The sequence below is a fragment of the Actomonas aquatica genome (genome assembly GCF_019679435.2).
GTDB lineage: Bacteria > Verrucomicrobiota > Verrucomicrobiia > Opitutales > Opitutaceae > Actomonas > Actomonas aquatica.
The window spans coordinates 5,319,216-5,341,500 of sequence record NZ_CP139781.1 but is presented as its reverse complement, the minus strand read 5'-3'; the positions used below and the strand labels follow the sequence as shown (position 1 = coordinate 5,341,500).

The 22,285-nt window shown below is 61.8% G+C and carries 20 protein-coding genes; 11 read left to right on the top strand and 9 right to left on the bottom strand.

Features of this window, described 5'->3' with window-relative positions:
- Positions 1-66: 66 nt before the first annotated feature.
- Positions 67-612: a DUF3016 domain-containing protein gene (locus K1X11_RS20435; RefSeq protein WP_221029400.1), complete on the top strand. Its 546-nt coding sequence runs from the start codon at positions 67-69 to the stop codon at positions 610-612.
- A gap of 87 nt (positions 613-699) precedes the next feature.
- Here the strand turns inward: K1X11_RS20435 and K1X11_RS20430 are convergent, their stop codons facing one another.
- The gene (locus K1X11_RS20430; protein ID WP_225919262.1) at positions 700-2,670 is read right to left on the bottom strand and encodes a methyl-accepting chemotaxis protein; all 1,971 of its coding nucleotides are present in this window, start codon (positions 2,668-2,670) and stop codon (positions 700-702) included.
- A 211-nt stretch (positions 2,671-2,881) separates the two neighbouring features.
- Positions 2,882-3,127, bottom strand: a complete 246-nt coding sequence (locus tag K1X11_RS20425; RefSeq protein WP_221029401.1) for a hypothetical protein — start codon at positions 3,125-3,127, stop codon at positions 2,882-2,884.
- A gap of 124 nt (positions 3,128-3,251) precedes the next feature.
- On the opposite strand from K1X11_RS20425, the gene K1X11_RS20420 reads away from it, so the two are divergent.
- From K1X11_RS20420 to K1X11_RS20410, 3 genes are all read left to right on the top strand, one after another.
- On the top strand, positions 3,252-3,587 hold the full coding sequence (locus K1X11_RS20420) for a nucleoside triphosphate pyrophosphohydrolase family protein (protein WP_221029402.1): 336 nt from the start codon (positions 3,252-3,254) through the stop codon (positions 3,585-3,587).
- Positions 3,588-3,780: 193 nt separating this feature from the next.
- Positions 3,781-4,143 carry a hypothetical protein gene (locus tag K1X11_RS20415; protein ID WP_221029403.1) on the top strand — a complete coding sequence of 121 codons (363 nt, stop codon included), beginning with the start codon at positions 3,781-3,783 and terminating at the stop codon, positions 4,141-4,143.
- Between the two features lie 43 nt (positions 4,144-4,186).
- Positions 4,187-6,619 carry an alpha-L-rhamnosidase-related protein gene (locus tag K1X11_RS20410; RefSeq protein ID WP_221029404.1) on the top strand — a complete coding sequence of 811 codons (2,433 nt, stop codon included), beginning with the start codon at positions 4,187-4,189 and terminating at the stop codon, positions 6,617-6,619.
- On the opposite strand, the gene K1X11_RS20405 is transcribed toward K1X11_RS20410, so the two are convergent.
- A complete protein-coding gene (locus K1X11_RS20405; RefSeq protein ID WP_221029405.1) occupies positions 6,609-7,436 on the bottom strand; it encodes a sulfurtransferase in 828 nt (275 codons plus the stop codon). The two genes, K1X11_RS20410 and K1X11_RS20405, sit on opposite strands and share 11 nt — an antisense overlap.
- 79 nt (positions 7,437-7,515) lie before the next feature.
- Here K1X11_RS20405 and K1X11_RS20400 point away from each other — a divergent pair, with 79 nt between their 5' ends.
- Positions 7,516-8,031 (top strand): YchJ family protein, encoded by a 516-nt coding sequence (locus tag K1X11_RS20400; protein WP_221029406.1) that lies wholly within the window; start codon positions 7,516-7,518, stop codon positions 8,029-8,031.
- A 77-nt stretch (positions 8,032-8,108) separates the two neighbouring features.
- Here K1X11_RS20400 and K1X11_RS20395 read toward each other — a convergent pair whose 3' ends face one another.
- On the bottom strand, positions 8,109-9,515 hold the full coding sequence (locus tag K1X11_RS20395; protein WP_221029407.1) for an MFS transporter: 1,407 nt from the start codon (positions 9,513-9,515) through the stop codon (positions 8,109-8,111).
- 110 nt (positions 9,516-9,625) lie between these two features.
- On the opposite strand from K1X11_RS20395, the gene K1X11_RS20390 reads away from it, so the two are divergent.
- Positions 9,626-10,429 (top strand): class I SAM-dependent methyltransferase, encoded by an 804-nt coding sequence (locus K1X11_RS20390; protein ID WP_221029408.1) that lies wholly within the window; start codon positions 9,626-9,628, stop codon positions 10,427-10,429.
- On the opposite strand, the gene K1X11_RS20385 is transcribed toward K1X11_RS20390, so the two are convergent.
- Positions 10,389-10,952: a flavodoxin family protein gene (locus K1X11_RS20385; RefSeq protein ID WP_221029409.1), complete on the bottom strand. Its 564-nt coding sequence runs from the start codon at positions 10,950-10,952 to the stop codon at positions 10,389-10,391. The two genes, K1X11_RS20390 and K1X11_RS20385, sit on opposite strands and share 41 nt — an antisense overlap.
- A gap of 93 nt (positions 10,953-11,045) precedes the next feature.
- On the opposite strand from K1X11_RS20385, the gene lepB reads away from it, so the two are divergent.
- Positions 11,046-11,777 (top strand): signal peptidase I, encoded by a 732-nt coding sequence (gene lepB / locus K1X11_RS20380; RefSeq protein ID WP_221029410.1) that lies wholly within the window; start codon positions 11,046-11,048, stop codon positions 11,775-11,777.
- A 6-nt stretch (positions 11,778-11,783) separates the two neighbouring features.
- On the opposite strand, the gene msrA is transcribed toward lepB, so the two are convergent.
- The gene (msrA, locus tag K1X11_RS20375; protein WP_221029411.1) at positions 11,784-12,359 is read right to left on the bottom strand and encodes a peptide-methionine (S)-S-oxide reductase MsrA; all 576 of its coding nucleotides are present in this window, start codon (positions 12,357-12,359) and stop codon (positions 11,784-11,786) included.
- A 126-nt stretch (positions 12,360-12,485) separates the two neighbouring features.
- On the opposite strand from msrA, the gene K1X11_RS20370 reads away from it, so the two are divergent.
- From K1X11_RS20370 to K1X11_RS20360, 3 genes are all read left to right on the top strand, one after another.
- Positions 12,486-14,948, top strand: coding sequence for a hypothetical protein (locus tag K1X11_RS20370; protein ID WP_221029412.1), 2,463 nt, complete (start codon positions 12,486-12,488; stop codon positions 14,946-14,948).
- Between the two features lie 57 nt (positions 14,949-15,005).
- Complete coding sequence (gene rpsR, locus K1X11_RS20365) at positions 15,006-15,200, top strand: 30S ribosomal protein S18 (protein WP_221029413.1); 195 nt, start codon at positions 15,006-15,008, stop codon at positions 15,198-15,200.
- Between the two features lie 64 nt (positions 15,201-15,264).
- Positions 15,265-16,251: an L-threonylcarbamoyladenylate synthase gene (locus K1X11_RS20360; protein ID WP_221029414.1), complete on the top strand. Its 987-nt coding sequence runs from the start codon at positions 15,265-15,267 to the stop codon at positions 16,249-16,251.
- 26 nt (positions 16,252-16,277) lie between these two features.
- Here the strand turns inward: K1X11_RS20360 and K1X11_RS20355 are convergent, their stop codons facing one another.
- The 3 genes from K1X11_RS20355 to K1X11_RS20345 all read right to left on the bottom strand — a co-directional run bounded on the left by K1X11_RS20355 (position 16,278) and on the right by K1X11_RS20345 (position 20,338).
- The gene (locus K1X11_RS20355) at positions 16,278-18,488 is read right to left on the bottom strand and encodes a GumC family protein (RefSeq protein ID WP_221029415.1); all 2,211 of its coding nucleotides are present in this window, start codon (positions 18,486-18,488) and stop codon (positions 16,278-16,280) included.
- 14 nt (positions 18,489-18,502) lie between these two features.
- Positions 18,503-19,108: a polysaccharide biosynthesis/export family protein gene (locus tag K1X11_RS20350; RefSeq protein ID WP_221029416.1), complete on the bottom strand. Its 606-nt coding sequence runs from the start codon at positions 19,106-19,108 to the stop codon at positions 18,503-18,505.
- Positions 19,109-19,183: 75 nt separating this feature from the next.
- Positions 19,184-20,338 (bottom strand): outer membrane beta-barrel protein, encoded by a 1,155-nt coding sequence (locus tag K1X11_RS20345; RefSeq protein WP_221029417.1) that lies wholly within the window; start codon positions 20,336-20,338, stop codon positions 19,184-19,186.
- 397 nt (positions 20,339-20,735) lie between these two features.
- Between K1X11_RS20345 and K1X11_RS20340 the strand changes: the two genes are divergently transcribed.
- Positions 20,736-22,274: a hypothetical protein gene (locus K1X11_RS20340; protein WP_221029418.1), complete on the top strand. Its 1,539-nt coding sequence runs from the start codon at positions 20,736-20,738 to the stop codon at positions 22,272-22,274.
- Positions 22,275-22,285 lie beyond the last annotated feature (11 nt).

Here is a 22,285-nt window from a genome sequence, read left to right as displayed (position 1 = left end):
TGGCACACGGGTTGCGCCTATTCTCGCATGGTTATCAAAAGCAAACACCTCAAATCCAACGTAACCATGAAAGCACTACGTAAAACCCTCGTTCCGTTCATCGCACTGGCGCTCGGCACCGGCACGGTGCTCCAGGCCGACGATCATAAAAAGTCCAAGGATCATCAGCACCCCGACGGCGTGATCAGCGTCGAATTCGAGGATATGGAGTCCTACACCGACTTCGGCTACAGCATGAACCCCCGCGCCGATAATCAAAAGGCGCTCGCGAAGCAGTTGCGTGAAGAGATCAAGCGCATCGCACCGCGCTACCTGCCGAAGGATCGCCATCTCCACCTCACCTTCCTCGACATCGATATGGCCGGCGACTTTGAGCCCAACCTCACGCCGCCGAATGACGACGTGCGCATCGTGCGCAGCATCTACGCGCCGCGCTTCCTGGTCGAATACAGCGTGACCACGCCCACCGGCGAAGTCGTCACCAAGGGCCAGCGCCGCATCGCCGATCTGGACTTCCAATACATCATCAACTTCCGCGACGACGAAACGCTCTTCTATGAGACCGAACTCGCCCGCCAGTTGATCTACGACCTGTCGCGTTCGATCTCCTGAGCGACCTGATCTCCCTCCTCCGAATAGGCAAAGCGCGGTCCTCACGGACCGCGCTTTGGTTCATTCACGCTGAGTCATTCCGTCGGTTCAGCGAAAGAATTCCATCGAGTCATCCCCGCCGCTGCTCATGACCGTGGCGACCGGCTTCGACGGGGCTCGCGACGTGGATTTTGATCGACCTGAGGTCAACACGGACACCGCGCTTCCCATCATCGATCCCAGACCACGACCGCTCTCGACCTCGGACTCCATTTTGAGTCCCACCAAGGCGGCCAGCTGCTCGGCCGCAGAGCGCAGTTCGGTCGATTGGGCGTTGAGTTCTTCGGCGGCACCGGCGGTTTCTTCCGCATTGGCAGCGCCCGTCTGTGTGACGCTGTCCATCTGCGTGATCGCGGTGCTGACCTGATTCAGGCCGGTGCTCTGCTCTTCGGAGCCGCTGGAAACCTCGATAACCAGCGAGTCGACTTCGCGCACCCGCTCCACAATGTCCTCGAGGGCCTTCACCACTCGACCGGAAAGCTCGACGCCCTGATTGCTGCGGCTCATGGCGTCATCGATCTTCGTCGCGGTTTCGCGAGCCGCTTTGGCCGAACGTTGCGCGAGCGCCCGCACTTCATCGGCCACCACGGCAAACCCAGCTCCGGCCTCACCCGCCCGGGCGGCTTCCACCGCCGCGTTGAGGGCCAGAATATTGGTTTGGAAGGCAATCTCGTCGATCGTCTTGATGATGCGCCCGATTTCCTCAGAAGACTCTTTGATCGCCTGCATCGCGGTCTCGAGGCGCTCCATCTCCCCGACGCCAGTTTCGGCGGATCCGCGCGCCTGATTCGCCGCGGTCTTCGAGGCGGCGGCGTGATCACGGTTGCGATGGGTCATGCTCACCAGCTCCTCGACCGAGGAACTGATCTCTTCGAGCGAAGCGGCCTGTTCACTGGCGCCTTCGGCGAGGGTCTGACTGGAGCCGGACACCTGCGACGCGGCAGTCGCGACCTGCAGTGCTCCCTGGTTGATAGTATTCGCGATATCCGTAACCAATCGGTTGATACTGCGCACCGTCCACCACGCCATGACGAGCCCGATGATACCGACAAATATGCCGCCGGAAATGGTCGTGCCGACCACCACCGCCAGACCGGTGGAACTGTTCTCGGCGTAGTCCACCGTCTGCTCCATCGCGGCGTCCACAAAGTTTTCGACGGCAGCATCGAAGGCGTCGGCGGCGGCCGTTCGTTTCACTTGCAAGGCCTTCATCGCCTTGAGCGACGTGATCACATTGAGGACCCCCTCACGGTAGTCGGTGACGGCATTGCGCACCACCGTCAGTTCCTTGATATCGGCGTCCAGCACCGTGATTTCGCCCACCTCATTCCCGAGGGTCAGAATCTGGTCAAACAGCGGCAGAGCTGCTTCCAGCGCGGCGGGATCACGGGTGGCCTGACTTTTAAAATTCTCAATGCGGGCCTGATTACCCAAACGGAACGCTTCCCCCGCCTTCACCAGTTTCGTGCGCGTCTCGAGGATCTTGGTATCGTCGACCTCGCCTAGGATTTCAACTTCGAGCGTGTTGGATTGGCTGGCGATATAGGCCTCAAAGGCACTCGAGAAACGTGCAGCGGCTCCGTCCATCACCGCACTCACTTGCGTCAACTTCTGCTGCTCCGCTTCGGTCGCATTAAAGTCCTTCTGGTATTCAGCCATCGCCGCCTGGGCTTTTTGCACCGCGACCACCATGGCTTGAAGCTCCGGATGACTTTGCGACAGTTTCAGGGCGGTCTGCAGATCCTGCTTGAGTTCCCCCATGTGCTCGCGGGCGATCTCCAGCTGATCCGCCTGCCCCGTCAGTCCGTAGGTCCGCGCCGCCCGGTTCATCAAGGCGGCATGGTGGTTGAGGTCGTTGGAGATCTGCAGCTGCGGCGTCACCGCCTCGTTCAGAAAAGCGGCCCCATCGGCCGACTTTTGCATTCGCCAAACGGCGACACCACCAAAGATGCCGCAAACGGTAAGAAGCAGGACATATCCGGCGGTGATGCGCTGCGCGAGGGTGAGGTTCTTTTTCATCGGGTAATGACGGGAATATTAACTCCGCTTTCGACACCCGATGGATCCACCTAAGCACTTTCGGATCAGGTATTTCTACCTAATGCAGATCTTGCCCCTCCGCAGAGCAAATCTCGTCCACGGGTATCCCCTTAGAGCATCACAGGGAAAACTCCTCAGCCCTTACCTAGCAGCCGACGGCCACGGTTGATCGAGCAACGAGGGGCGTTGCTCAGGCCATGGAGAGGTCAACCCGCCGCGGCGCTTCATCCTGTTCGCGCCACGCCAACGCCGCCTCGACGGTCGCCTGCAGGCGCTCGCGCCGCTGCTCGTCGCCATCACACAGATGGGCAAGCAACAAGTCCCGCACCGCGGCATCCACCTCCATGAGGGTGCGAAAAATCTGGTCGTCGATGCTGGTGGAATCGGGCGTCTGGGCGGCGGGACGGGTGGTGAAGGGGCTGGAGGTGAGGTGCATCGCCTCTAGATGCGAAATTTCTCCGCCAAAGGGTCACCCGCCGACGCACATTTTTCGCCAAGAGCGGTAGGGTCATGGCCGACCAGGGATTCCCTTCGCGCTGAGAACCGCCATTGTCAGCACCATGAGCTTATCCCCTTTCATCGACCACGCCCGCCGCCTGCGCCGCCAATTTGATGAATCCGCCCGTCGCGAGGACCGCGCCCCCTGGTCCCGGCTCGAACTCGCCCAAGGGTTCGCCGCCGATGTCGGTGAACTCCAAAAACTCTGCATGATCGTCGACGGCCGCCGGCAGGGCGCGGCTGGCTCACCGTCCACCACCGCCGACGACTCCCCGCTGGCTCACGAGTTGGCCGACTGCCTCTGGAGCGTTCTGGTCCTCGCCGACGAATATGGCGTCGACCTGACCTCCGCCTACCCCCGGATGATCGCCGCCGCGGAAGCCAAGCTAACCCGCTGACCCGCGCGCCCGCGAAGCCGCGCGCCATTCCGGCCGCCGAGACCACCGCAGCCCGCACGCTCAAGTCACCGAGCTGTAACTTACCTCGGCACGAATTTTGCAGGGGCGATCCCGGCCTCTCGCTGATCACCTTATGCCCATTTCTGCCACCGCTAATATCCCAGCCTCTGTCCGTTCTGAATCGCCTCCCCGCGTGCAGCGTTCCGCCCGTATTTTGAGTGTCCCCGTTTCGCCCGGTCTCCCCGAGAACCTGCAGGAGCGCTACTGCCTGACGCACCACCTGACCGAGGACGAGTTTACCTCCCACCTGCTTTCGCGGTCCCTCTACCCGCACGCCCGCCTCCTGGCCCCATTGCTGCGGCTGCTCCTGCCGGGCTGTTTCGAACTCGATCGCCGCTTCGTGCGCGGGCTCGCTCCTCTTCGCTCCCGCCGTGGCATCACCCACGAAGCCAACGACTTTTACAAGCAAAGCCGCCGCGAGCGTCGCTGGCGCCATTGGCTGCGCCTGCGGATCTCCGCCGACCGCGCGCAGCGCGCCGTGCGCGAAGCGTGGTAAGCGCGGGGTTGAGCCGCCGTCACGATCTCGCATCGTGGCGCTTATGCCCCTCCTGCCCCGACTCGCCGCTGCCCTGCTTCTGGCCATCAGCCCCACCCTCCTGACCGGCCAACCCGCTCCCCGCGTCAGCACGGCCCCCGTTCCCCCGGAGCTGTTGGAGCAAACCTGGTCTGCCCAGTGGATTGCCCCCGCCGATGCCCCCGCCCGCGCCTACGGCGTGTATCATTTTCGCAAGCACATCGACCTGCCCGCAGCGCCCGAGCGCTTTGTCGTCCATATTTCGGCCGACAACCGTTACCGTATCTTCGTCAACGGCACTCCCGTGCACATCGGTCCTGCCCGCGGCGAACTGCGACACTGGCGCTTTGATTCACTCGACCTCGCCCCCTTCCTGCAGGCCGGTCCCAACGTGCTCGCCGCGCAGGTTTGGAACTTCGGCGAACACGCCCCGATCGCCCAGCAGAGCGGCCGCACCGCTTTTATTCTCCAGGGCGACGGCGAAACGGAGGCCATCGCCAATACCGACGCCAGTTGGACGACCTTCACCAACCCCGCGTATTCACCGCTTGGTGACATGGGCGCTCATCTCTGGACTTACATCGTGGTGGGCCCCGGCGACGAAGTGGACGCCTCCCGCTACCCCTGGGGTTGGGCCGATCCCACCTTCGACGACTCCGCATGGACACCGGCTCAAACGCTGCACCACGGCAAGCCCCGCGGCATCAGCACGCACGGCGTCTGGCTGCTTGTCCCCCGCCAGATTCCGCTCATGGAATCCCGCCCCCTACGGCTGCAGACCGTGCGCCGCACTACCGGCGTGGACACCTCCGACGCCTTCCTGCGTGGCGACGCCCCGCTCACCGTGCCACCTCACACCACGGCGACCGTGCTGCTCGATCAAGGGGAGCACACCACCGGCTACCCGCAACTGAACGTAAGCGGCGGCGCCGACAGCCAGGTGCGACTCACCTACGCCGAGTCGCTTTACGAGGGCGAGGACCACCCCAGCTCCACCGTCAAAGGCGACCGCAACGCGATCGAGGGCAAACACCTGCGCGGCTTCTTCGACATCTACCATCCCGACGGCGCGGCCGACCGCACCTTCCGCCCGCTGCGATGGCGCACCTGGCGTTACCTGCAGCTCGACATCGAGACCGGCGACGACGCTCTGACGCTGAACGACCTCACTGCCGAGTTCACCGCGTATCCACTGCGTGAGCACGCCGCCTTCCTCAGCCCGGACGACGAACTCGCACAGATCTGGGACATCGCCTGGCGCACCATGCGCACCGGCACCCACGAGATTTTCACCGACAGCGCCTACTACGAACAACTCAGTTACGTTGGCGACACCCGCATCGAAGCTTTGGTCAGCCTCTGGATCGATGGCGACGACCGCCTCATGCGCAAGGCCATCGAAGCCTTCGACAACAGCCGCGATCCCAACGGTCTCACCGCCTCGCGGTGGCCCGACTCCGGCATCCAAATCATCCCGCCCTACTCCCTCGTCTGGGTCAGCATGGTTCATGACTATTGGATGCTGCGACAGGACGACGCCTTTGTCCGCGCTCGTCTCGGCGGCGTGCGCGAGGTGCTGCGCTACTTCGCCGAACACAGCGACCCGGCCACCGGCAGCTACACCGGCCGCCAATGGTGGAACTACATCGATTGGATTCCGGCCTGGGGTCGCGACGCCGTCACCGGCCTCGGTGGCGTGCCGCCGCGCGATGGCCGCGGCACCTCCGCCATCATCGATCTCCAACACGTCTACACCCTGCAACAGGCCGCCGAGCTCTTCGCGGCGTTTGGCTTCGAGCACGACGCCGCTAGCTGCCGCGAGCGCGCCGCCGCCCTTCGGGCCTGGGTTGAAACCACTTGCTGGAACGAGGCCCGCGGACTCATCGCCGACACCCCCGAGCACCAGACCTTCAGCCAACACGCCAACAGCTACTACATCCTCACCGGCGACGCTTCCGATCCGCGCCTCAAAGCCGTTGCCGAGCGCATGCTGGCCGAAGACGACCTCGCTCAGGCGACCTTCTACTTCAGCTTCTACTCCCACGCCGCCCTCGCCCGCGTCGGGCTTGGCGACCGCTACCTCGATCAACTCGAACCGTGGCACGACGTCCTCGCGCAGGGCCTCACCACCGTGCCCGAGCGCCCCGGGCCTGACTCGCGTTCCGACTCCCATGCCTGGGGCGCCCATCCCATGCTCGGCCTGCTCAACACCGTGCTCGGCATCACGCCTGCCGAACCCGGCTTTGCCTCGGTGCGCATCGCGCCTCACCTCGGCGCTCTCCCGCACGCCGCCGGCAAGGTGCCGCACCCACGCGGCGACATCGAGGTCGCCTACGAACGCGTCGGTGCCCACGGCCTGCGCGCCCGCATCATCCTGCCGGCCGGACTGCACGGCCGCTTCGAATGGCGCGGCCAGACCGTCGACCTCCGTCCCGGCGAACAGCAGATCAACCTTTGATCGTGCCCACGGGCCGCAAAGGATCCGCCACCCACTCGCTCCACGAGCCCACGTAAAGCCGGGAGCCGGTCAGCCCCGCCACCTCCATGGCCAACAGATTCGCGCAGGCCGAGATGCCCGAACCGCATTGGTGAATCACCTCGCTCGGCTCGCGACCGTCGAGCAGCGCCAACCACTCCGCTCGCAGCTCCGCCGGATCACGGAAGGTCAGATCGTCGCGCAGGTTGGTCTTAAAAAAACGATTCACCGCCCCGGGAATGTGCCCCGCCACCGGATCGATGGGCTCCACCTCTCCGCGGTAGCGCTCCGGCGCCCGCGCATCGACTACCAGCCCGCCGCCCCCCGCGACCATGTCGGCGTCGACCCACAGAGCATCGTCTACGGCCGCGGCGACCCGCCCGGGCGTCGCAGCCCGATCGTCCGTCGACGTGGCACGACCCTCGGCCGTCCAGCGGTTCCAACCGCCGTCCAGCACCGCCGCCTGCGGATGCCCGATCCACCGCAGCATCCACCACAGTCGGGCAGCGTATTGCCCCCCTACCTGGTCGTAACCGACCACCAGCGTATCGGCCGTCACCCCCGCCTGCTCCAAAAACGCCACAAACGCCTCCGCCGACGGCAACGGATGCCGGCCATTGGACCCCGTAAGCGCTCCGGCCAGCACGGTGTCGACCCCGGCAAACTGCGCCCCGGGAATGTGGCCCGCATCAAACATCGCCCGACCCGCGGCCGGATCGCCGAGATCATGGCGACAGTCGAAAATCACGACTGAGCTATCGGAGAGACGCGTTTCCAAGGCTGAGGTGCTGATGAGCATGGGCCCACCTTGCGGGAAGCCGAGATCAACGCCAACCCAGACTCGCCAAACTCCACTTCAACCGCCCATCTTCCGCCCCATGAGCGATTCCTCCGTCGTCACACCTCCCACTCTCACGTCCGCCGACCCGTGCCCTTGCTGCTCGGGCAAGACCTATGCCGAATGCTGCGAGCCTCTGCTCAAGGGGCTGCGTCCAGCCGCCACGGCCGAGGAGATGATGCGCTCCCGCTACACCGCCCACGTCGTGCACGACTTCCCCTACCTGCACCGCACCTACGCCGAGACCGCCGGCACGCCCTACACCGAGGAGGAATACGGCAATCACATCAAGTGGACCAAGCTTGAGGTCCACAGCCACGAACCCGACGTGCGCCCCGGCATCTCCCATGTCGATTTCTCCGCCCACTTCGAAGAGCGCGGCCAGACCGGCGTGATGCACGAAAAGTCCGAGTTTAAGCTGACCGACGGCCACTGGATCTTCACTCGCCCGCTGCGCGAAGGTCCCGCTCCGGTGGTAAACACCCAGAAAGTCGGGCGCAACGACCCCTGCCCCTGCGGCTCCGGCAAAAAATACAAAAAGTGCTGCGGCAAATAAACCGCCGCACCTGAGCGAATTCCCCCCCCCCGTGGCCGAGGCATCCCTGCCTCGGCTTCGTTGTATCGGGATCGTGGTTACGCCGACGATGTCTCCGCCGCCTTACGCTCAGCCAGCGCCGTCTCGATCTCCGCCATCCGCGCCGCATCGAGCGGATACGCCCAAATCGCCCACGCTTTGATCAGCGCGAATACCGCCGGGATCAGCGAGAACATGAGCGTGATACCGAGAATGGAGCGCTCGGTCTGCAATTCGTTGGCCACGAACCCAAAGTAGGCGAGCAACGCACTGGCCAAGGTGCCCGCAATCATGCTCCCGGTCTTAAGCGAAAAGAGTGACGCCGAGTGGATCAACCCCGTGGACCGGCGGCCGAACTTGTATTCTCCATACGCCGCCACGTCGCCATACATCGACCAAATGATCGCCGCCGTAGGCCCGTAGACAAAGGTGCCGATCGTGTTCACCACCACCATCAGCGCGAACTGATCGGCCGGAATGAAATAGAAGGCCGCCACACTCAGCGCCGTGACGACACAGAGCGTCACCGCGAGCGGCTTCTTATCAAAATTGCGCAGGAAGAATCCGATACAGATGATCCCGGCCACATTCGAAAGCTTGGCCGCGCCCAGAAACAGCGAAGCTTGGTCGAAGATCCACCAATACTTCTCGTCGCTTACGCCCACCACATACTTGAAGTAGTGGATGGTGACGGAATCGCGCATGACCAGAAACGTGGTCGAAGCCACCGCCCCGTAAAACAGCATGATCCACGGCTTGTTGCGGAACAGCTCCACCAACTCCTCTTTAAGGTTGTGTTGCTGGTTAACCGGCGGCTGCACCCGCTCCCGCGTCGTGGCGAAAGTGATCAAAAACAGCACGATGGAAACCACCGCAAACAGCGCCATGGTAAGTTGAAAACCACGGATCTCATCGCCGCCGCCCAGACCCTCCACCAGTGGACGCACAAAGAGTGAGATGAGAAACCCGCCGCCAAACGCGCAGACAAAACGGAAGTTTGAAGCGACGGTGCGGGCCCGCGAGGACGGGCTCAATACGCCCATGAGCGAGCAATACGGCACGTTGATGGCCGTGTAGATGAGCATCATCGCCGAGTAGGTGATATAGGCATAAACCAGTTTGCTCGCGCCTTCGAGGGACGGATTGGCAAAGATCAAGTATCCACATATTCCATACGGGATAGCCATCCACAGCAGGTAGGGACGGTATTTCCCCCAACGTGTCTGGGTGCGATCAGCCAGCGCGCCCATCGCCGGATCCGTGAAAGCATCGACCAACCGCGTGAGGAAGAACATGGCCGCCGCTGCCGCCGGTTCGATCCCGAACACATCCGTGTAGTAATACAGCAGGAAGATGCCGAAGGTCTGGAAGAAGAAGTTCGACGCCATGTCGCCGAGGCCGAAGCCAAGGTTTTCCTTAAACGACAGACGATCGCCCTTCGCTGGCGAACTGGGGGTATGGGGCATGGCGCGACCGTAGGAGCGGCATCCAATCGAACAAGGGCGAAGTTTAGCTCCGCTTAGTCCACGATAAACACGGTGGACCTTCCCCGCCGCCGCCGCCTCCATGCTCGGCGATGGAGTCCTTTGCCGAGATCTACAGTCGTCCGCACATCGTGCGTCAGTTCGACTTCGACCGCCTCGAATTCGCCGAGGGAGAATTCCTCCGCGCCCTCATGCGCCACGAGGGCGACCCCGATCTGCTCGACTTGGGCATCGGCGCCGGCCGCACCACACGCTTCCTCGCCCCGCTGTGCGGCACCTACACCGGCATCGACATCGCACCGGGCATGGTAACCTATTGCCGCAAGACCTTCGCCACGGCGATCGACGGCAAGGGATGGAGCATCGAGGTCGGCGACGGGGCCAACCTCAGCCGGTGGGCAGACGAGTCGTTCGATTTTGTGCTCTTCAGTTTCAACGGTCTCGACTGCCTGTCGCTGGCCGATCGTGAGCGCTGTCTACGCGAGATCCAACGGGTGCTGCGCCCCGGCGGCATGCTGATGTTCTCCTCTCACAACCTGCAGGCGATCCCGACGACCTACCACGCCGACCAGCCTGAGCTGACCGCCAGCCGCTGGGCTGGCATCCAGTCGCGCAACCCGCCGTGGGCCGAGCTCGCCACTCAGCCCGAAGCGATGTTCTGGGATGGCGTCTACGGCGACGATGAAGACGTGCGCCACATCTACATCCGTCCCGCCCACCAGGTGCGGGTCTTGGAGAAGCTGGGCTTTGCCAACACCCGCGTGCTCCAGGGCCATGACGGCGCCAAGGTCGGAGCCGAGGAGCTCGATCACGCGGTCGATTTTTCGCTCTACTACCAGACGTGGAAACCCGCGCTTAATCCCGCGGCCACGGAAAGCGAGTCCGACCCGACGTGAGCGGGTGCTGGTCCTGGCGACCATCCCGATACACCGCCACCCACTCGGCCAGACGTTGGCCGAGCCGCTGACAGGCTTCGACTTCGCGGTCCGCCCGCGGTTCACCCGCCACCGTGGCGCCGTAGTGCAGCGTGAATCCTTGGGCCACGTAGTCAGTCACGCCGAAGACGAGGAAACCGAAGTTCATCATGATGGTGTTGAGCGTCTGGCAGGTCAGTTCCGCGCCGCCACCCCAACCGCCCTGCGTGGCGAAGGCACAACCGATGCGGCCGTCGATGTCGGCCCAGGCTGACTGCATGGTCACATCCCAGAACTTCTTCATCTCCCAGGGCACCGTGCCCATGTTGGTCGGCGCCCCGAGGGCGAGGCCGTCGCACCATTGCACGTCCTCCAGAGTCGCAGCACTAACGTCGCGCACCCGCACTTCGATCCCATCGATTCGACGCGCCCCCGCCGCCACCTGTTCGGCCATCTTGGCGGTGTTACCGGTCGCGGAGGCGTAAAGCACGAGCACGTTTCCCATGGGCGCGAAGGTGAAGCCCGGCTCCCGGCCAGCAAGGGGCAAAACCCGCGAAGTCGGCTGCAACTATTGTTCGTAAAGCAGTGTTCTGGTCCCATGCACCCTTCCTCCGCCGCTCAGCTCTGGCGCGATCGCGTCCGCCCCTACCTGCAGCACCAATGGCGCGCGTGGCGCGGCTACGTGCTGTTTTTCTGTTTCGTCTGGGTGCCGTTGCGCTCCTCGGTGATCGACTACAGTCCGGTGCCGACCGGCTCCATGAATCCGACCATCCTGGAAGGCGACGTGGTCTGGGTGGATAAACTCGCCTACGACCTCCGCGTCCCGCTCACCCCGTGGTCGTTGCAACACCGAGCTGATCCGAAGCGCGGCGACATCATCGTCGTGCTGTCGCCCGCCGCGGAACGCACTCGCTTGGTCAAACGCGTGATCGGCATCCCCGGCGACACCCTCGCGATGCACGGACAGCAACTCTACCTGAACGGCGAAGCTGTGACCTATCAAGCACCCGGCTCAGACTACGGCTCGATGATCGCCGAGGAATTGCGCCCTCACGCCTACTTTGCCGAAGAACACCTGCCCGACAGGCCCGAACACGCCGTCATGGGTCTGCGGATACGCGTCGCCCGTCAGGATTGGGGTCCCGTCACCGTGCCGCCCGGCAAACTGTTTCTCATGGGCGATTCCCGCGACAACAGCACCGATTCGCGTCGCTTTGGCTTTGCCGACCGCAACGACGTGCTGGGCCAAGCCAAGGGCGTGTTGCTGTCATGGGACATCAACGACACCTACCTGCCCCGCTGGCAGCGATGGCTGGAACCGCTGCGTTAGGAGGGGTCAGGGGCGTTTGAGCCCGAGCTTATCGAGCTTCTTAAACGCGATGCTTTTCACGTAGGGATGGAGCGGATTCAGCCGCACAAAGTCCTGATGGTAGTCCTCGGCCGGATAGAACGTGTCCAGCATCACGATCTCGGTCGCCACCGGTTTGTCGAAACGCGCGCGAGCCTCGTTGCGCGACGCTCGCGCTTCAGCCAACTGGGCTTCGTTGTGGGGCAGAATGATGCTGCGATACTGTTTGCCGAAGTCGGGCCACACCCCGGTGGGATCGGTGACATCGTGCGTGCCCCAAAAGTAGTCGATGAGTTCGCGGTAGCTCGTCTGGTCCGGATCGAAGGTGATCTGCACCACCTCGGCGTGTCCCGTGCGGCCAGCACTGACCTGCTTGTAGGTGGGGTTCTTTTCCGGACCGCCGGCGTAACCTGACACGACATCCAGCACGCCCGGTAACTGCTCGTAGATCGCCTCGACGCACCAGAAGCAACCCGCGCCCAGCGTGGCTTTTTGCGGTTCCGCCGCTTGGCTAAAGGAGAGCGAAACCAAAAAACTGAGGAAAAGGGCAATGCGGCGTATCATGGTCGTTGGGAACCGCCAACATGCGTGCCTATTCCCAAATTTCCACCGCGTGCATCGATCTGTCGTGGCGGGAAACCCCTTGCCGGTGAGCGCCGACCGCCCAAGGTCGCACGTTGCTCAACGCTCATGCCGACCGCCTCAACCTCCGCCTCGTCCAAATGGCTGCTCTGCGGTGCCTCCGTCTTGGCGGTGCTCACCGCCATCGCTCCCTGGCTGCGTAATCACGATTACCTGCGCGATTTCATGGACTACGGCCTGGTCATGGCCGCCGCGGGTCGTTTGGCCGATGGCCAAGCCGCCTACGTCGACTTTGTGACCCCGATTCAGGTGGGCTTTTTGGAAATCAACCGCGGAGTCGAAACGCTGTTCGGCGGCACCTACCTGGGCATGACCTACGGTGCCTTGCTGCTGCTGCTGCTCGGTGGTGGCCTGCTCTTCGGTTTGCTCCGGCGCGCTTATGGCGTCCCGGCCGCGATTCTCGGGGCATGGATCGTCACCGCGCTCACCACCGCGCAACATACCATCATCTGGCACAATGTGCTGGGCGTCATCACCATGGCGCTCGCCACCGCTTGCATGGCCCTGCTGACCCGCGCTGAAAACCCAGTGCGCCCCGGTCGCCTGATTCTGCTGCTCGCGGCCTGCCTTTGGATCGGTGGCGTCAACAAAATCAGTTTCCATCTGGTCGCCGTCGCCGGCTGTTTTGCGCTCGCGCTTCGCAGCATCCTGTTGGCTCCCGCTCACTGGAAACGAAGCGCGGGACTCGGCCTGCTCACTGCGATCGCCGGCGGGGCTCTCCCTCTCCTTACGGAATTGGGACTGACCGGGGCTAGTTTCGCCCAATGGCGTTACAACGTCATCGAACTCGCCGCAGGCGACCGCGCCCAATACCTCCACGCGCTGGCCGACCCGCAATTTTACCTGCGCCCACTGCACAACTATTACGGGGATCTGCATCTGCCCTTCATCGGAGCCGCGATCGTCGCTCTGTTTGCCGGCCTCGCTGTCGCCGGTTGGCCGCACCGCCGTGGACTCGACCGTTTCGCCCTCTTGATCGCAGCTCCTGCGTGTGCCGTGGCGGCACTGGCGGCCCTCGCCACCAATCAAGACATCGCCTGGATCGCCCTCGGCATGGCCGTAGCCCTGGCGCTGACGCTGGGTCTGGCCTTCGGCGTGCGCCTGCGTCCCGGATGGCAACAGTTCACTTTGCTCGCGCTGGCCGTGGTGACGGGCTGCCTCGCGCTCGAATCGGCCTGGCGCGGACAGCGATCGCAGTTCGGCCACGAAGAAGCCGACCGCAGCGAATACCTCACCATCGACGCGACGGATCCGACCTTTGCCTACCTTCGCGGACTGCACATGCCTCCAGCACTGGTAGAGTCCCTCCAAGCCATGCCCGAGTGGCTTCCCGCCCCGGATGAGGCCGGTCGGCGGTCCGTCTTCTACTCTACCTCGCTGGAATTTCTTGAGCGCCTGTGGCCGGCGATCCCGCGGCCAGGTCTGCCACTGTGGATGCACAACGACACCTCCTACCAGGAGCCCCAGCGCCAGCTGCTCAATCAGCTACTCAGCCCTCCGTCGGTCTTCGATGCCGTCTACGATTCCGTCAACTGGAGCTTCTGGCCCCCTCCCGCCCAAACTGCGGTGGAGTTGTTCACCAACACCCATTTCGTCGGGCCGGTGATTCGGCATCGAGCCCCGGTCAAACGCCTCAACTGGGAAGCCGACGCCATGCTCGCCATGAACACCCTGGGGATCAACTACCCTCCCGAGTTGTTAACGGCACCAGAGGAAGGCAGTTATTTTGCGGTCGAAAGCGGGCAGATTTTCTACGGCTCCAACACCGGGCAGGCCCAGCTGGAGTTCAGCGGCATCTCCAATCAGCTCCTGATTCGCCCCGTCATCAAACGACTGAACGCTCCCATCGAGCAAAAGGTCTCCATCCGGTTCTGGATCGAGTATGACATCGATGGCGTCTGGCATCCGCTCTGGGAGCAGGAAGTCGTGCTGGAACCCAACCAAGAGGAGATGCTGCCGGAGTTTCGCGTCGATAGCCGCCGGCGTCGCATCCGCCTCCATGCCCATGGAGCGCAGGTTTCCGCCAACGACGTGCTGGTCGGCTGGTTCCTCCCGCTCATGCTGCACTCGGTGGCCGACTCCACGCCGCCTCCCGCCTTGTATCGCACGCCCTCCCCTGAGCGAGCCACCCCTCCCAGTTTCACCGCCGCCGCCATCAAATCCCCCTGGAAACCCGACGACGTTTATCTGCGCGGCGGAGGATTTGACGAGGAAGGCTACTGGACCATGGCCTCCGGCGACCAAGTCTGGCTGCGTTCCGCGGCCAGCCTGCCCAGCCTCGAAGGTGTAATCACGCCAACTGGGCCCGCCGACAAACCCCTGCCGATGGTGCGGATCCTCTGGTATAAAGGCGGTCGGGTCCAAATCGTGGATCAATTCAACGCGATCGATGCTCCACGCCGGTTCCGCGCTTGGTCCTCCGGACCCGAGGGCTGGTTCGGAATCTTGCTGGACACCGGCTGGCCCACCCGGCGAGTCCGACTCACTATAGACCGGGTGGACAGCCCTTGAAGTTACCGATTGACAGGTTGGGCAAGAAACCGCTTCGATCCCGGCCTTTTTCCAATTATGAGCACGTCCGAAGAAACCCAGCGCAGCATCACTCCGGAGGAGATTCCGTTCTCCACCCCGCAGGCGCTCAACCAATACACCACCGACACGGGCAAAATCCTCCCGCGCAAATACACCCGTCTTTCGGCCAAGCAGCAGCGCCGTATCACCAAGACGATCAAGCGCGCCCGTAACCTGCTCTTCGCTCAGTAAGACGAAGTTACAGCCCTCCTTTCCAAGCCGGTGCTCTCCAGCTCCGGCTTTTTTGTGCCAAGACATGAACACCCGGATCGTCGAGCCCACGCCAGAAATCATCACCCTGCTAGCCAAGCACTTGCATGAGGGTGGACTCGTGGCGGTGCCGGCTGAAACCGTTTACGGGTTGGCCGCTCACGGGCTCGATGCCGACGCCTGCGGCAGAATCTTCGCGGCCAAACAGCGCCCGGCCGACGATCCGCTGATCCTGCACGTCGCAACGACACCGCAGGCCCGGTCTCTGACGCGCTGGAATGACGCTGCTGAAATACTGGCCGAGCGCTTCTGGCCGGGTCCCCTCACCCTCGTGCTACCGAAGGACCATGCTGTGCCTGACATCGCCACCTCCGGCCTTCCCAGCGTAGCCGTCCGATCGCCGCAGCACCCGGTCTTTCGAAGCTTGCTGGAAACGTCTGGTCTTCCGTTGGCCGCCCCGAGCGCCAATCCATTCGGCTATATCAGTCCCACCACGGCTGCTCACGTGCTGCAGGGACTCGACGGCCGCATCCCCTACATCCTCGACGGTGGCCCCTGCCCCATCGGTATCGAGTCCACGATCCTCGATCTTCGTGACCCGGCCGCCCCCAAACTCCTCCGACCGGGCGCTATCACCGCCGAGGACATCGCCGAAGTGCTCGGCACTCCTCCGCTCATCGGATACCAGAGTCCGGCCGATCGACGACTAGCGCCGGGCTTACAACACAAGCACTACAGTCCTCGCACTCCGCTGGTGATGGTGGCGTCCCCTCCCGCGGCTCTGGCGAAGGATGAAGCCTACGTGCATTTCACTCCGTTAGCGGCGTTGGATTACCCAGCAAACAATTGCCGCGCGCTTTCCCTCGACGGAAACGGTGAAGAAGCTGCCCAGAAGCTGTTCGCCACGCTACGGGAGCTGGACCAAGCGAAACTGGCCACGATCTACATAGAAAACCCGCCACCTCAGTTGAAGTGGCGGGAAGCTATTTTCGACCGGCTCAGCCGGGCTGCGGTGAAATCGAACGCCCGCTAGGCAGACGTTCAGTTCCGCGATGAGGCTCAGCTGCGCTCCGGGGTGTCGTCGTTCTTCGACATCACCACGTAGTAGTCCTTGTAGGACTTGTCGTAATACTGGGCGTAGTAGTAACCCGAGACAGCCAAGTTCAGGCCGTTGAGCACGGCTCCCAGCAGCGGCACGTTGCTCTCCAAGAGCTTCTTGGCGGCAAACTGCGCGGCCTTGCGGCGCACCTTGTTGAAGAAGATCGTGAACAGCGAACCATCCACCAGCGGCAGAATGATCATCGCATCGCTCACCGCGGCGAGTGGCGGCGTGTCGATGAAGACCCGGTCATAGCGCTTGCGCAGGTCTTCGATCATCTTCTCGAAGTTACGGGAGTTGAGAACATGAGTCGGATTCTTGGCGCGTCCACCTGTGGTGATCACGTCCAAGCCCGGAAAGACATCCTTCACCGCCACATCGTCGAGGTCGGCCGTGCCGCCAACGATATCAATGACGCCCTTCACGTTTTCGAGCTGAAGAGTCTTGTGGATGTTCGGCTTACGAAGGTCACAATCGACCACGCAGACTTTCTCGCCGTGGGCTGCAAAGGTGAGGGCCAGGTTCGTCGTGGTGAAGGACTTACCCTCACCCGGAATCGTGCTGGTGGTGAGCAGACACTTCGCGTTCTTCGCCTCCTCCTTGAGCCGCAGCGCGGAGTGAAGTGTCAGAAACGCTTCGGCCACCTGCCGATCAGAGTTGTTGATCACCACTTGGGCCTTCTCCACCGGATCAAGTTTCTTGATCTGCGGGATGATGCCGACCAGCGGCACGCCCACCACCGACTCAATGTCGAAGGAGCTCTTCACACGGTCATCGATGAACGCGACGAAGAAGGCAAAGCCAAGACCCAGACCCGCGCCACCGATCAGGCCGAGGCCGAGATTGAGCACGATATTCGGAGATACAAAATTGCCTTCTTTAGACGGCTGGGCGCGATCGATCACGCGGGCATTTTGGTTGTCCATCGCCGCGTTGAGGTTGGTCTCCCGCATGCGCGAAACGATGCTGTTATGGAGCTCTTTGTTGATCAGGTATTCGCGCTCTTTCTTGTCGTAATCGACCGCCGCGCGACTCAGAGCCAGAGACTCGGTCTCCTGCTCCACCAAGTCCTTGCGGGCCTCGGCGAGGCTGCGTTTGGCGGCGTCGTATTGGGACTCGATCTGTCGCACCATACCGCGGATCGCGGATTCGAGCTCGGCATTGGTCTGCTCCAGCTTGCGACGCGCTTCGATCATACGCGGATGTTTGGCCCGATACCGTTCCTGCAACTCAGCGATCGCGATGTTCTCCGCCGCGATTTGCTGCTTGAGCGCGGCGATATGCGGATCGCTGGCCACAAAGGGTAGCTCGGCCAACTCGTTGAGGTTGTCTTTGCGCTCTTCGAGTTGGTCGTAGCGCACCTCGACCTGCTTCAACTCGGTCGAAAGTTCGGTCACGTTCATACCCAGCGCCTTGAGACGGTCAGTCACGATATCCCGACGTTCGTCCAAGGATACCATGTTGTTTTTCTCGCGGTAGCTTTGGAGTTCGTTGGCAAGTTCATCGACCTTTCGTCCCTGCTCATCAGCCCGGAGCTTGAGGTCGTCCACTGCCTTGAGCGTCTCTTCGATGCGTTGGCGATTGTTGAAGTTGATGAACTCCTCGGTGAAGTAATTGGCCACGCGGGCTGCAATCACTCGGTCCGGATGGCGGTATTGGATCGCGATCACGAGGCTGAGACGCTGCGGCACAATCTTCCGATTTTCGGCCAAAATGCCATGCGGCAAGAGAGGCTCTTCGCTGTCTTCGTCCACGTAGGGCGCTAGGAACTTGGTCAGCTCATCGCCGGTGAGGCGATTCGCCACACTCTCGATCAGGTTCATACTCTCGAGGAGCTTGACCTGCGTGTTGAGGTCTTCCGCGCCACGAATTTCAGTATCAACCACCGCCTCAACCTGCATCACTTTGGGATCGTCGCGCAGCAACTGCACCGTTGCCGTGGCCTCGTAGATGCGCGTCGCACTGGTCGTGTAAACCAGCACCGACGAGAACACCACGAGGAACACCACGATGATATACCAGATGCGTTCGCGGAGAATCAGCAGGTAGTCCTGAAAGGAACGATGCGCGGTGCCTTCACCCTCGCCGTAGCCACCCGAACCATAGCCGGCATAACCGCCGTAACCGTAATCGCCACCTTGCGGGCTGTTTTCTTTGTCAGAGAGATTCATTGCACGTCAAACGGTCAGAGCAGTCGCTCGGGCACATAAATAAGGTCATCGGTCTGGAGCACCCAAACTTCATTGGAATCACCTTCGATCATATCATCGGCGTTGATGACGAAATTCTCTTGAGAACCATCGTCATTCTTCCGCGTCAGACGAATCTTTCGGCGATCTGCCAAACGGGTGAAGCCACCCGCACGCGAGATCGCATCGAGCAGGTTCAGGCCTTCTTCGCGGGGAAATTCAATTTCACCTGGAGACCCCACCGATCCGAGCACATTGACGGTGCGCCGTGCGTATTCCATCACGACGATGTTCACCTGCGGATTGACCAAGTAATCCCGATCGTAGAGCTCCTCGATCTTCTGCTCCGCGGCGCGAATGGTGAGTCCCTTCAGATTGACCCGTCCGATGAGCGGCAAGGAAACAACCGACTCGCGGGAAATGCGTAGCTCTCGATCCATGTCCTCTTCTTGGAAGACCCGGACCTGCAGGAGATCGAGCGGCTGGAGGATGTAGTCGTCAGAAATGGCCGTGGATGCGCCGGAGTCTTGGGCTCGCAAAGACTGCGTCACGGCGCTGGCGAAAAAGGCGGCGATCAACAGAAAAAGGTGCGTGGTTCTCATTAGAAAAAAAAGGAAGAAGACCCTAAGGGCCTTCTTCCTACGATTTCAAAGCTACTTCAGTTGTTCCCGCAACGATCAGTAACGGAGGCGGGCCGAGAGGCTGAAGACGGTGTTGTCGAAGTCACCACCAACGACACCGCTCTCGTTGTTCTTGTAGTTAAACTCGCCGCGAACTTGGAAATACTCGTTGAAGATGTAATCGCCGCTGAGCGTGCCCTGCCAATAGGTGTCATCGGCGCGGGTGAAGTAGTCGATCTTGCGGTAGGTCAGACGGGAACCGAGGGTGAAGTCGGGGGAGATCTTGGAGTTGAAGCCAACGAAGGCGTCGAAGTTCTCCTGGCTCAGACCGACGCCGGAGGTGCCGAAGTCGTTACCGAGGCCAAAGGTCAGGCTGGTCTTCTCGGAGTAAGCGTAAGAGAAGTCCGACTTGAGACCAAAGGCCGTGCGATCGCCACCAGCCTTGAGGTTACGGTCGGTGACACCCAAACGGAGGAAACCGGTGAGCTTCGGGGTGAATTCACCACGAGCACCCACGCTGTAGAACCAGTCCTCGGCATCAGCCGTCACGGTGTCGGTGTCCGTCTGGCGGAATTGTGCGCCAAAGCTCATGTCCACCTTGGGGGTGAGCTCGTAGTAGTAACGAAGCGGGATCTCGGTGCGAGTGCGGTCGGTGAAGGAAGCCTGCTCGTAATCCGTGTCGGTGTAGTCCACGCCAAACAGGATCGATGACTTGGCGGTCATCTCCATTTCGTGCTCAACGCCAGCGTTGAAAACGTCGCGGCGGGAGAGAGTCGGAGAACGGAGGTCAACCGTGTTTTGATTTAGCTGGCGGTAGGACGCCTTACCCTTGGTGGACGACTTCTCATCCTTGTGCTGAATGGTGAAGGTCACGTCGGACAGCTCGGAATCGAGGTCGGAGTTGTCGCTGTAACGGGTGATGTTCTCCGTGTAAGCGAGCTTGCCGCTGACCAACGCGTTCTTGCCGAACTCATAGGAGAGACCCGGCGCAAAGAGGAAAACCGTGTCGTCACGCACCGGGTTGGAAGGACCACCCACGGCCCCAGGGGCGACGTAGTCGTTACCAAGGGTGACGTTGTCGTTGAATTCGATACCGGCTTTGGCCGTGACAAAAAGTTCGGCGCTGCTGCCGATCGCCATAAACGGCGCGGCCAACGCACTACTCCCGAGGAGCGATGCCGCCACAGCAGCGGAGATGATGGTCTTGTTCATATGTAGTCTGAGTTTGGTGATTAGGAAACCCGATTTAGGAATGATGGATTAGGAAATGAAAAGTAAATTGTTCGCAATCACGCTCACCGAAAGGCGAAGTCCAAGGCGTCCACCCGAGTAGACGCAATCCAGAAAACGAATTCATTCGAGCTGATCAAGACCTCTCTTGTAACTTTTTTGCATTTATGGCCCGGGGCGAGAAAGGGCATGTAACTCGCTTGGATATTGTTAGTGTTGCTGCAAATTTCATGCCATTGCGATGAACCAAAACCAGAGCTTTTCGACCGCAAAGTCCGCGCCGTCCATTCGCGTGCTCTCAGGGTGGCGCACACTCCTTCCCTGTTACATTTATCGCGACGCCCGGGGCCTCCGCGTCCGCCTCTTTCCCGCCAAGCTCGTGGGGTGGTTAACTCTCGGCCTTATCGGCGGTTACCTCTCGGTCGGCATCGCACTATACTGCAACGACTTTTACCGGCGAGGTTTGCAGGAGATCAGTCTCTGGGATCGGCTCTACCCGCCGAATTGGCCCGCTTACTCGCGCAGCCGGGGCGAAAGCATGATCCATTTGGCCGAAGCCGCCTTAGAGGAAGGCAATCTCCCCCAAGCCTTCCATTTGCTCCGTTCTGGTCTGGCCCGCTCTCCCCAAAATCTCACCGGCCGCCGCCTGCTGACCGACATTTACCTCTATCTCGGCCGCAAGGACCTCGCCGTCGCCAACGCCCTGACTCCGCTGCGTGAAATTCCGGTGACGGATCTCGATTGGGCCTATTGCGAGGAGTCGATTCGCTTTCTTTTCCGAGAACAACGTGACGAAACGATCGTCTCGCTGACGACGGATCTGCTGCAGAGCGCCGAATTACCCGTATCCGCGGCGCAATTCCTCGCTCTGGCTCAGTCCAACGCCCTGCTTTTTCGGGGTAATTTTGACCAAGCCGAAGATACTCTGCGCAGATTCGACCTCGAACTCACGCCTGAAGGTCGAGTCCTCAGCGCAAAAATCGAATGGGAACGCGGATTTCAAGAGCTCGCCGTGGTCTTGATCGACCAGTTGGCGCACGAATTCCCCACCCACCAGGAAATCTACTCGCTGCAAAACGCGTGGTTGCGCGATTCCGGCGCACCCGATCGAGCCCGTCACCTTAGCCTTCTCCGCCGCATCGACTACCCCGACGAACTCCAGCCGCGCATCGATCTACTCACGGCCCTCGACGCCACTGACGACGATGACGCCGTTCGCGCAGAGACCGAGCTGATGCTCCGCCAGTTTGCAGCCAACCCCCAAGCGGCGCTGATGTTGGGCGATTTTGCGGCCAATTCAGGTCGACCTGAGATCGCCGACCACGTGTTTGCCCACGCCGCCGCTCATCAGCACTCTACCAGCGCGCTCGCCCTCATGCGCGTTGAGTCCTTGATCGTGGCCCAGCGCCACGCCGAGGCGGTGCAACTCACTCGTGAACTCCTGCAGGCTCATCCGGAGTGGGAGGACCAGTTCGCCCCCATTTTTAATGGGTTGCTTGCCATCGCCAACTACGCCTTGGGCGATCGCGAGGCCGCGAATCTCTACTTAACCGACTTCCTGAATCTCAAAAATGTCCGCGCCGAAAACCTTGTCGCGGTCGCCCAACGTCTCCGCAACGTTGGAGCCGACCAGCAGGCCGTTCGTGTCCTGCAACAGGCCGTGGCCACCGACCCGCTTAACCAGCTCGCGCTCACGGCCCTCATCGAGTTCGAACTCCAGCGTCCGACCGAGAGCGACCTGACCGCACACCTCTCCCAACTGCTGACCATGCGGCGACCCTCCCCCCAACTGCTCCGCCAAGCTTACCAAACGCTCGGCCGCGATCGTTTCGCTTTCGTGCCAGGCCGGGAGGAGGTGCTCGACCGCATCTCCAACGAGTTGGCGCGGTCACGCTACCAACGCGCCCAGAGTTCGTAAGTCGCTGACTC

What these genes read in the sequence shown, in the direction of transcription:
- K1X11_RS20435 (WP_221029400.1), top strand. Translation starts at nt 67, where the DNA reads ATGAAAGCACTACGTAAAACCCTCGTTCCGTTCATCGCACTGGCGCTC.
- K1X11_RS20430 (WP_225919262.1), bottom strand. Translation starts at nt 2,670, where the DNA reads ATGAAAAAGAACCTCACCCTCGCGCAGCGCATCACCGCCGGATATGTC.
- K1X11_RS20425 (WP_221029401.1), bottom strand. Translation starts at nt 3,127, where the DNA reads ATGCACCTCACCTCCAGCCCCTTCACCACCCGTCCCGCCGCCCAGACG.
- K1X11_RS20420 (WP_221029402.1), top strand. Translation starts at nt 3,252, where the DNA reads ATGAGCTTATCCCCTTTCATCGACCACGCCCGCCGCCTGCGCCGCCAA.
- K1X11_RS20410 (WP_221029404.1), top strand. Translation starts at nt 4,187, where the DNA reads ATGCCCCTCCTGCCCCGACTCGCCGCTGCCCTGCTTCTGGCCATCAGC.
- K1X11_RS20405 (WP_221029405.1), bottom strand. Translation starts at nt 7,436, where the DNA reads ATGCTCATCAGCACCTCAGCCTTGGAAACGCGTCTCTCCGATAGCTCA.
- K1X11_RS20400 (WP_221029406.1), top strand. Translation starts at nt 7,516, where the DNA reads ATGAGCGATTCCTCCGTCGTCACACCTCCCACTCTCACGTCCGCCGAC.
- K1X11_RS20395 (WP_221029407.1), bottom strand. Translation starts at nt 9,515, where the DNA reads ATGCCCCATACCCCCAGTTCGCCAGCGAAGGGCGATCGTCTGTCGTTT.
- K1X11_RS20390 (WP_221029408.1), top strand. Translation starts at nt 9,626, where the DNA reads ATGGAGTCCTTTGCCGAGATCTACAGTCGTCCGCACATCGTGCGTCAG.
- K1X11_RS20385 (WP_221029409.1), bottom strand. Translation starts at nt 10,952, where the DNA reads ATGGGAAACGTGCTCGTGCTTTACGCCTCCGCGACCGGTAACACCGCC.
- lepB (WP_221029410.1), top strand. Translation starts at nt 11,046, where the DNA reads ATGCACCCTTCCTCCGCCGCTCAGCTCTGGCGCGATCGCGTCCGCCCC.
- msrA (WP_221029411.1), bottom strand. Translation starts at nt 12,359, where the DNA reads ATGATACGCCGCATTGCCCTTTTCCTCAGTTTTTTGGTTTCGCTCTCC.
- K1X11_RS20370 (WP_221029412.1), top strand. Translation starts at nt 12,486, where the DNA reads ATGCCGACCGCCTCAACCTCCGCCTCGTCCAAATGGCTGCTCTGCGGT.
- rpsR (WP_221029413.1), top strand. Translation starts at nt 15,006, where the DNA reads ATGAGCACGTCCGAAGAAACCCAGCGCAGCATCACTCCGGAGGAGATT.
- K1X11_RS20360 (WP_221029414.1), top strand. Translation starts at nt 15,265, where the DNA reads ATGAACACCCGGATCGTCGAGCCCACGCCAGAAATCATCACCCTGCTA.
- K1X11_RS20355 (WP_221029415.1), bottom strand. Translation starts at nt 18,488, where the DNA reads ATGAATCTCTCTGACAAAGAAAACAGCCCGCAAGGTGGCGATTACGGT.
- K1X11_RS20350 (WP_221029416.1), bottom strand. Translation starts at nt 19,108, where the DNA reads ATGAGAACCACGCACCTTTTTCTGTTGATCGCCGCCTTTTTCGCCAGC.
- K1X11_RS20345 (WP_221029417.1), bottom strand. Translation starts at nt 20,338, where the DNA reads ATGAACAAGACCATCATCTCCGCTGCTGTGGCGGCATCGCTCCTCGGG.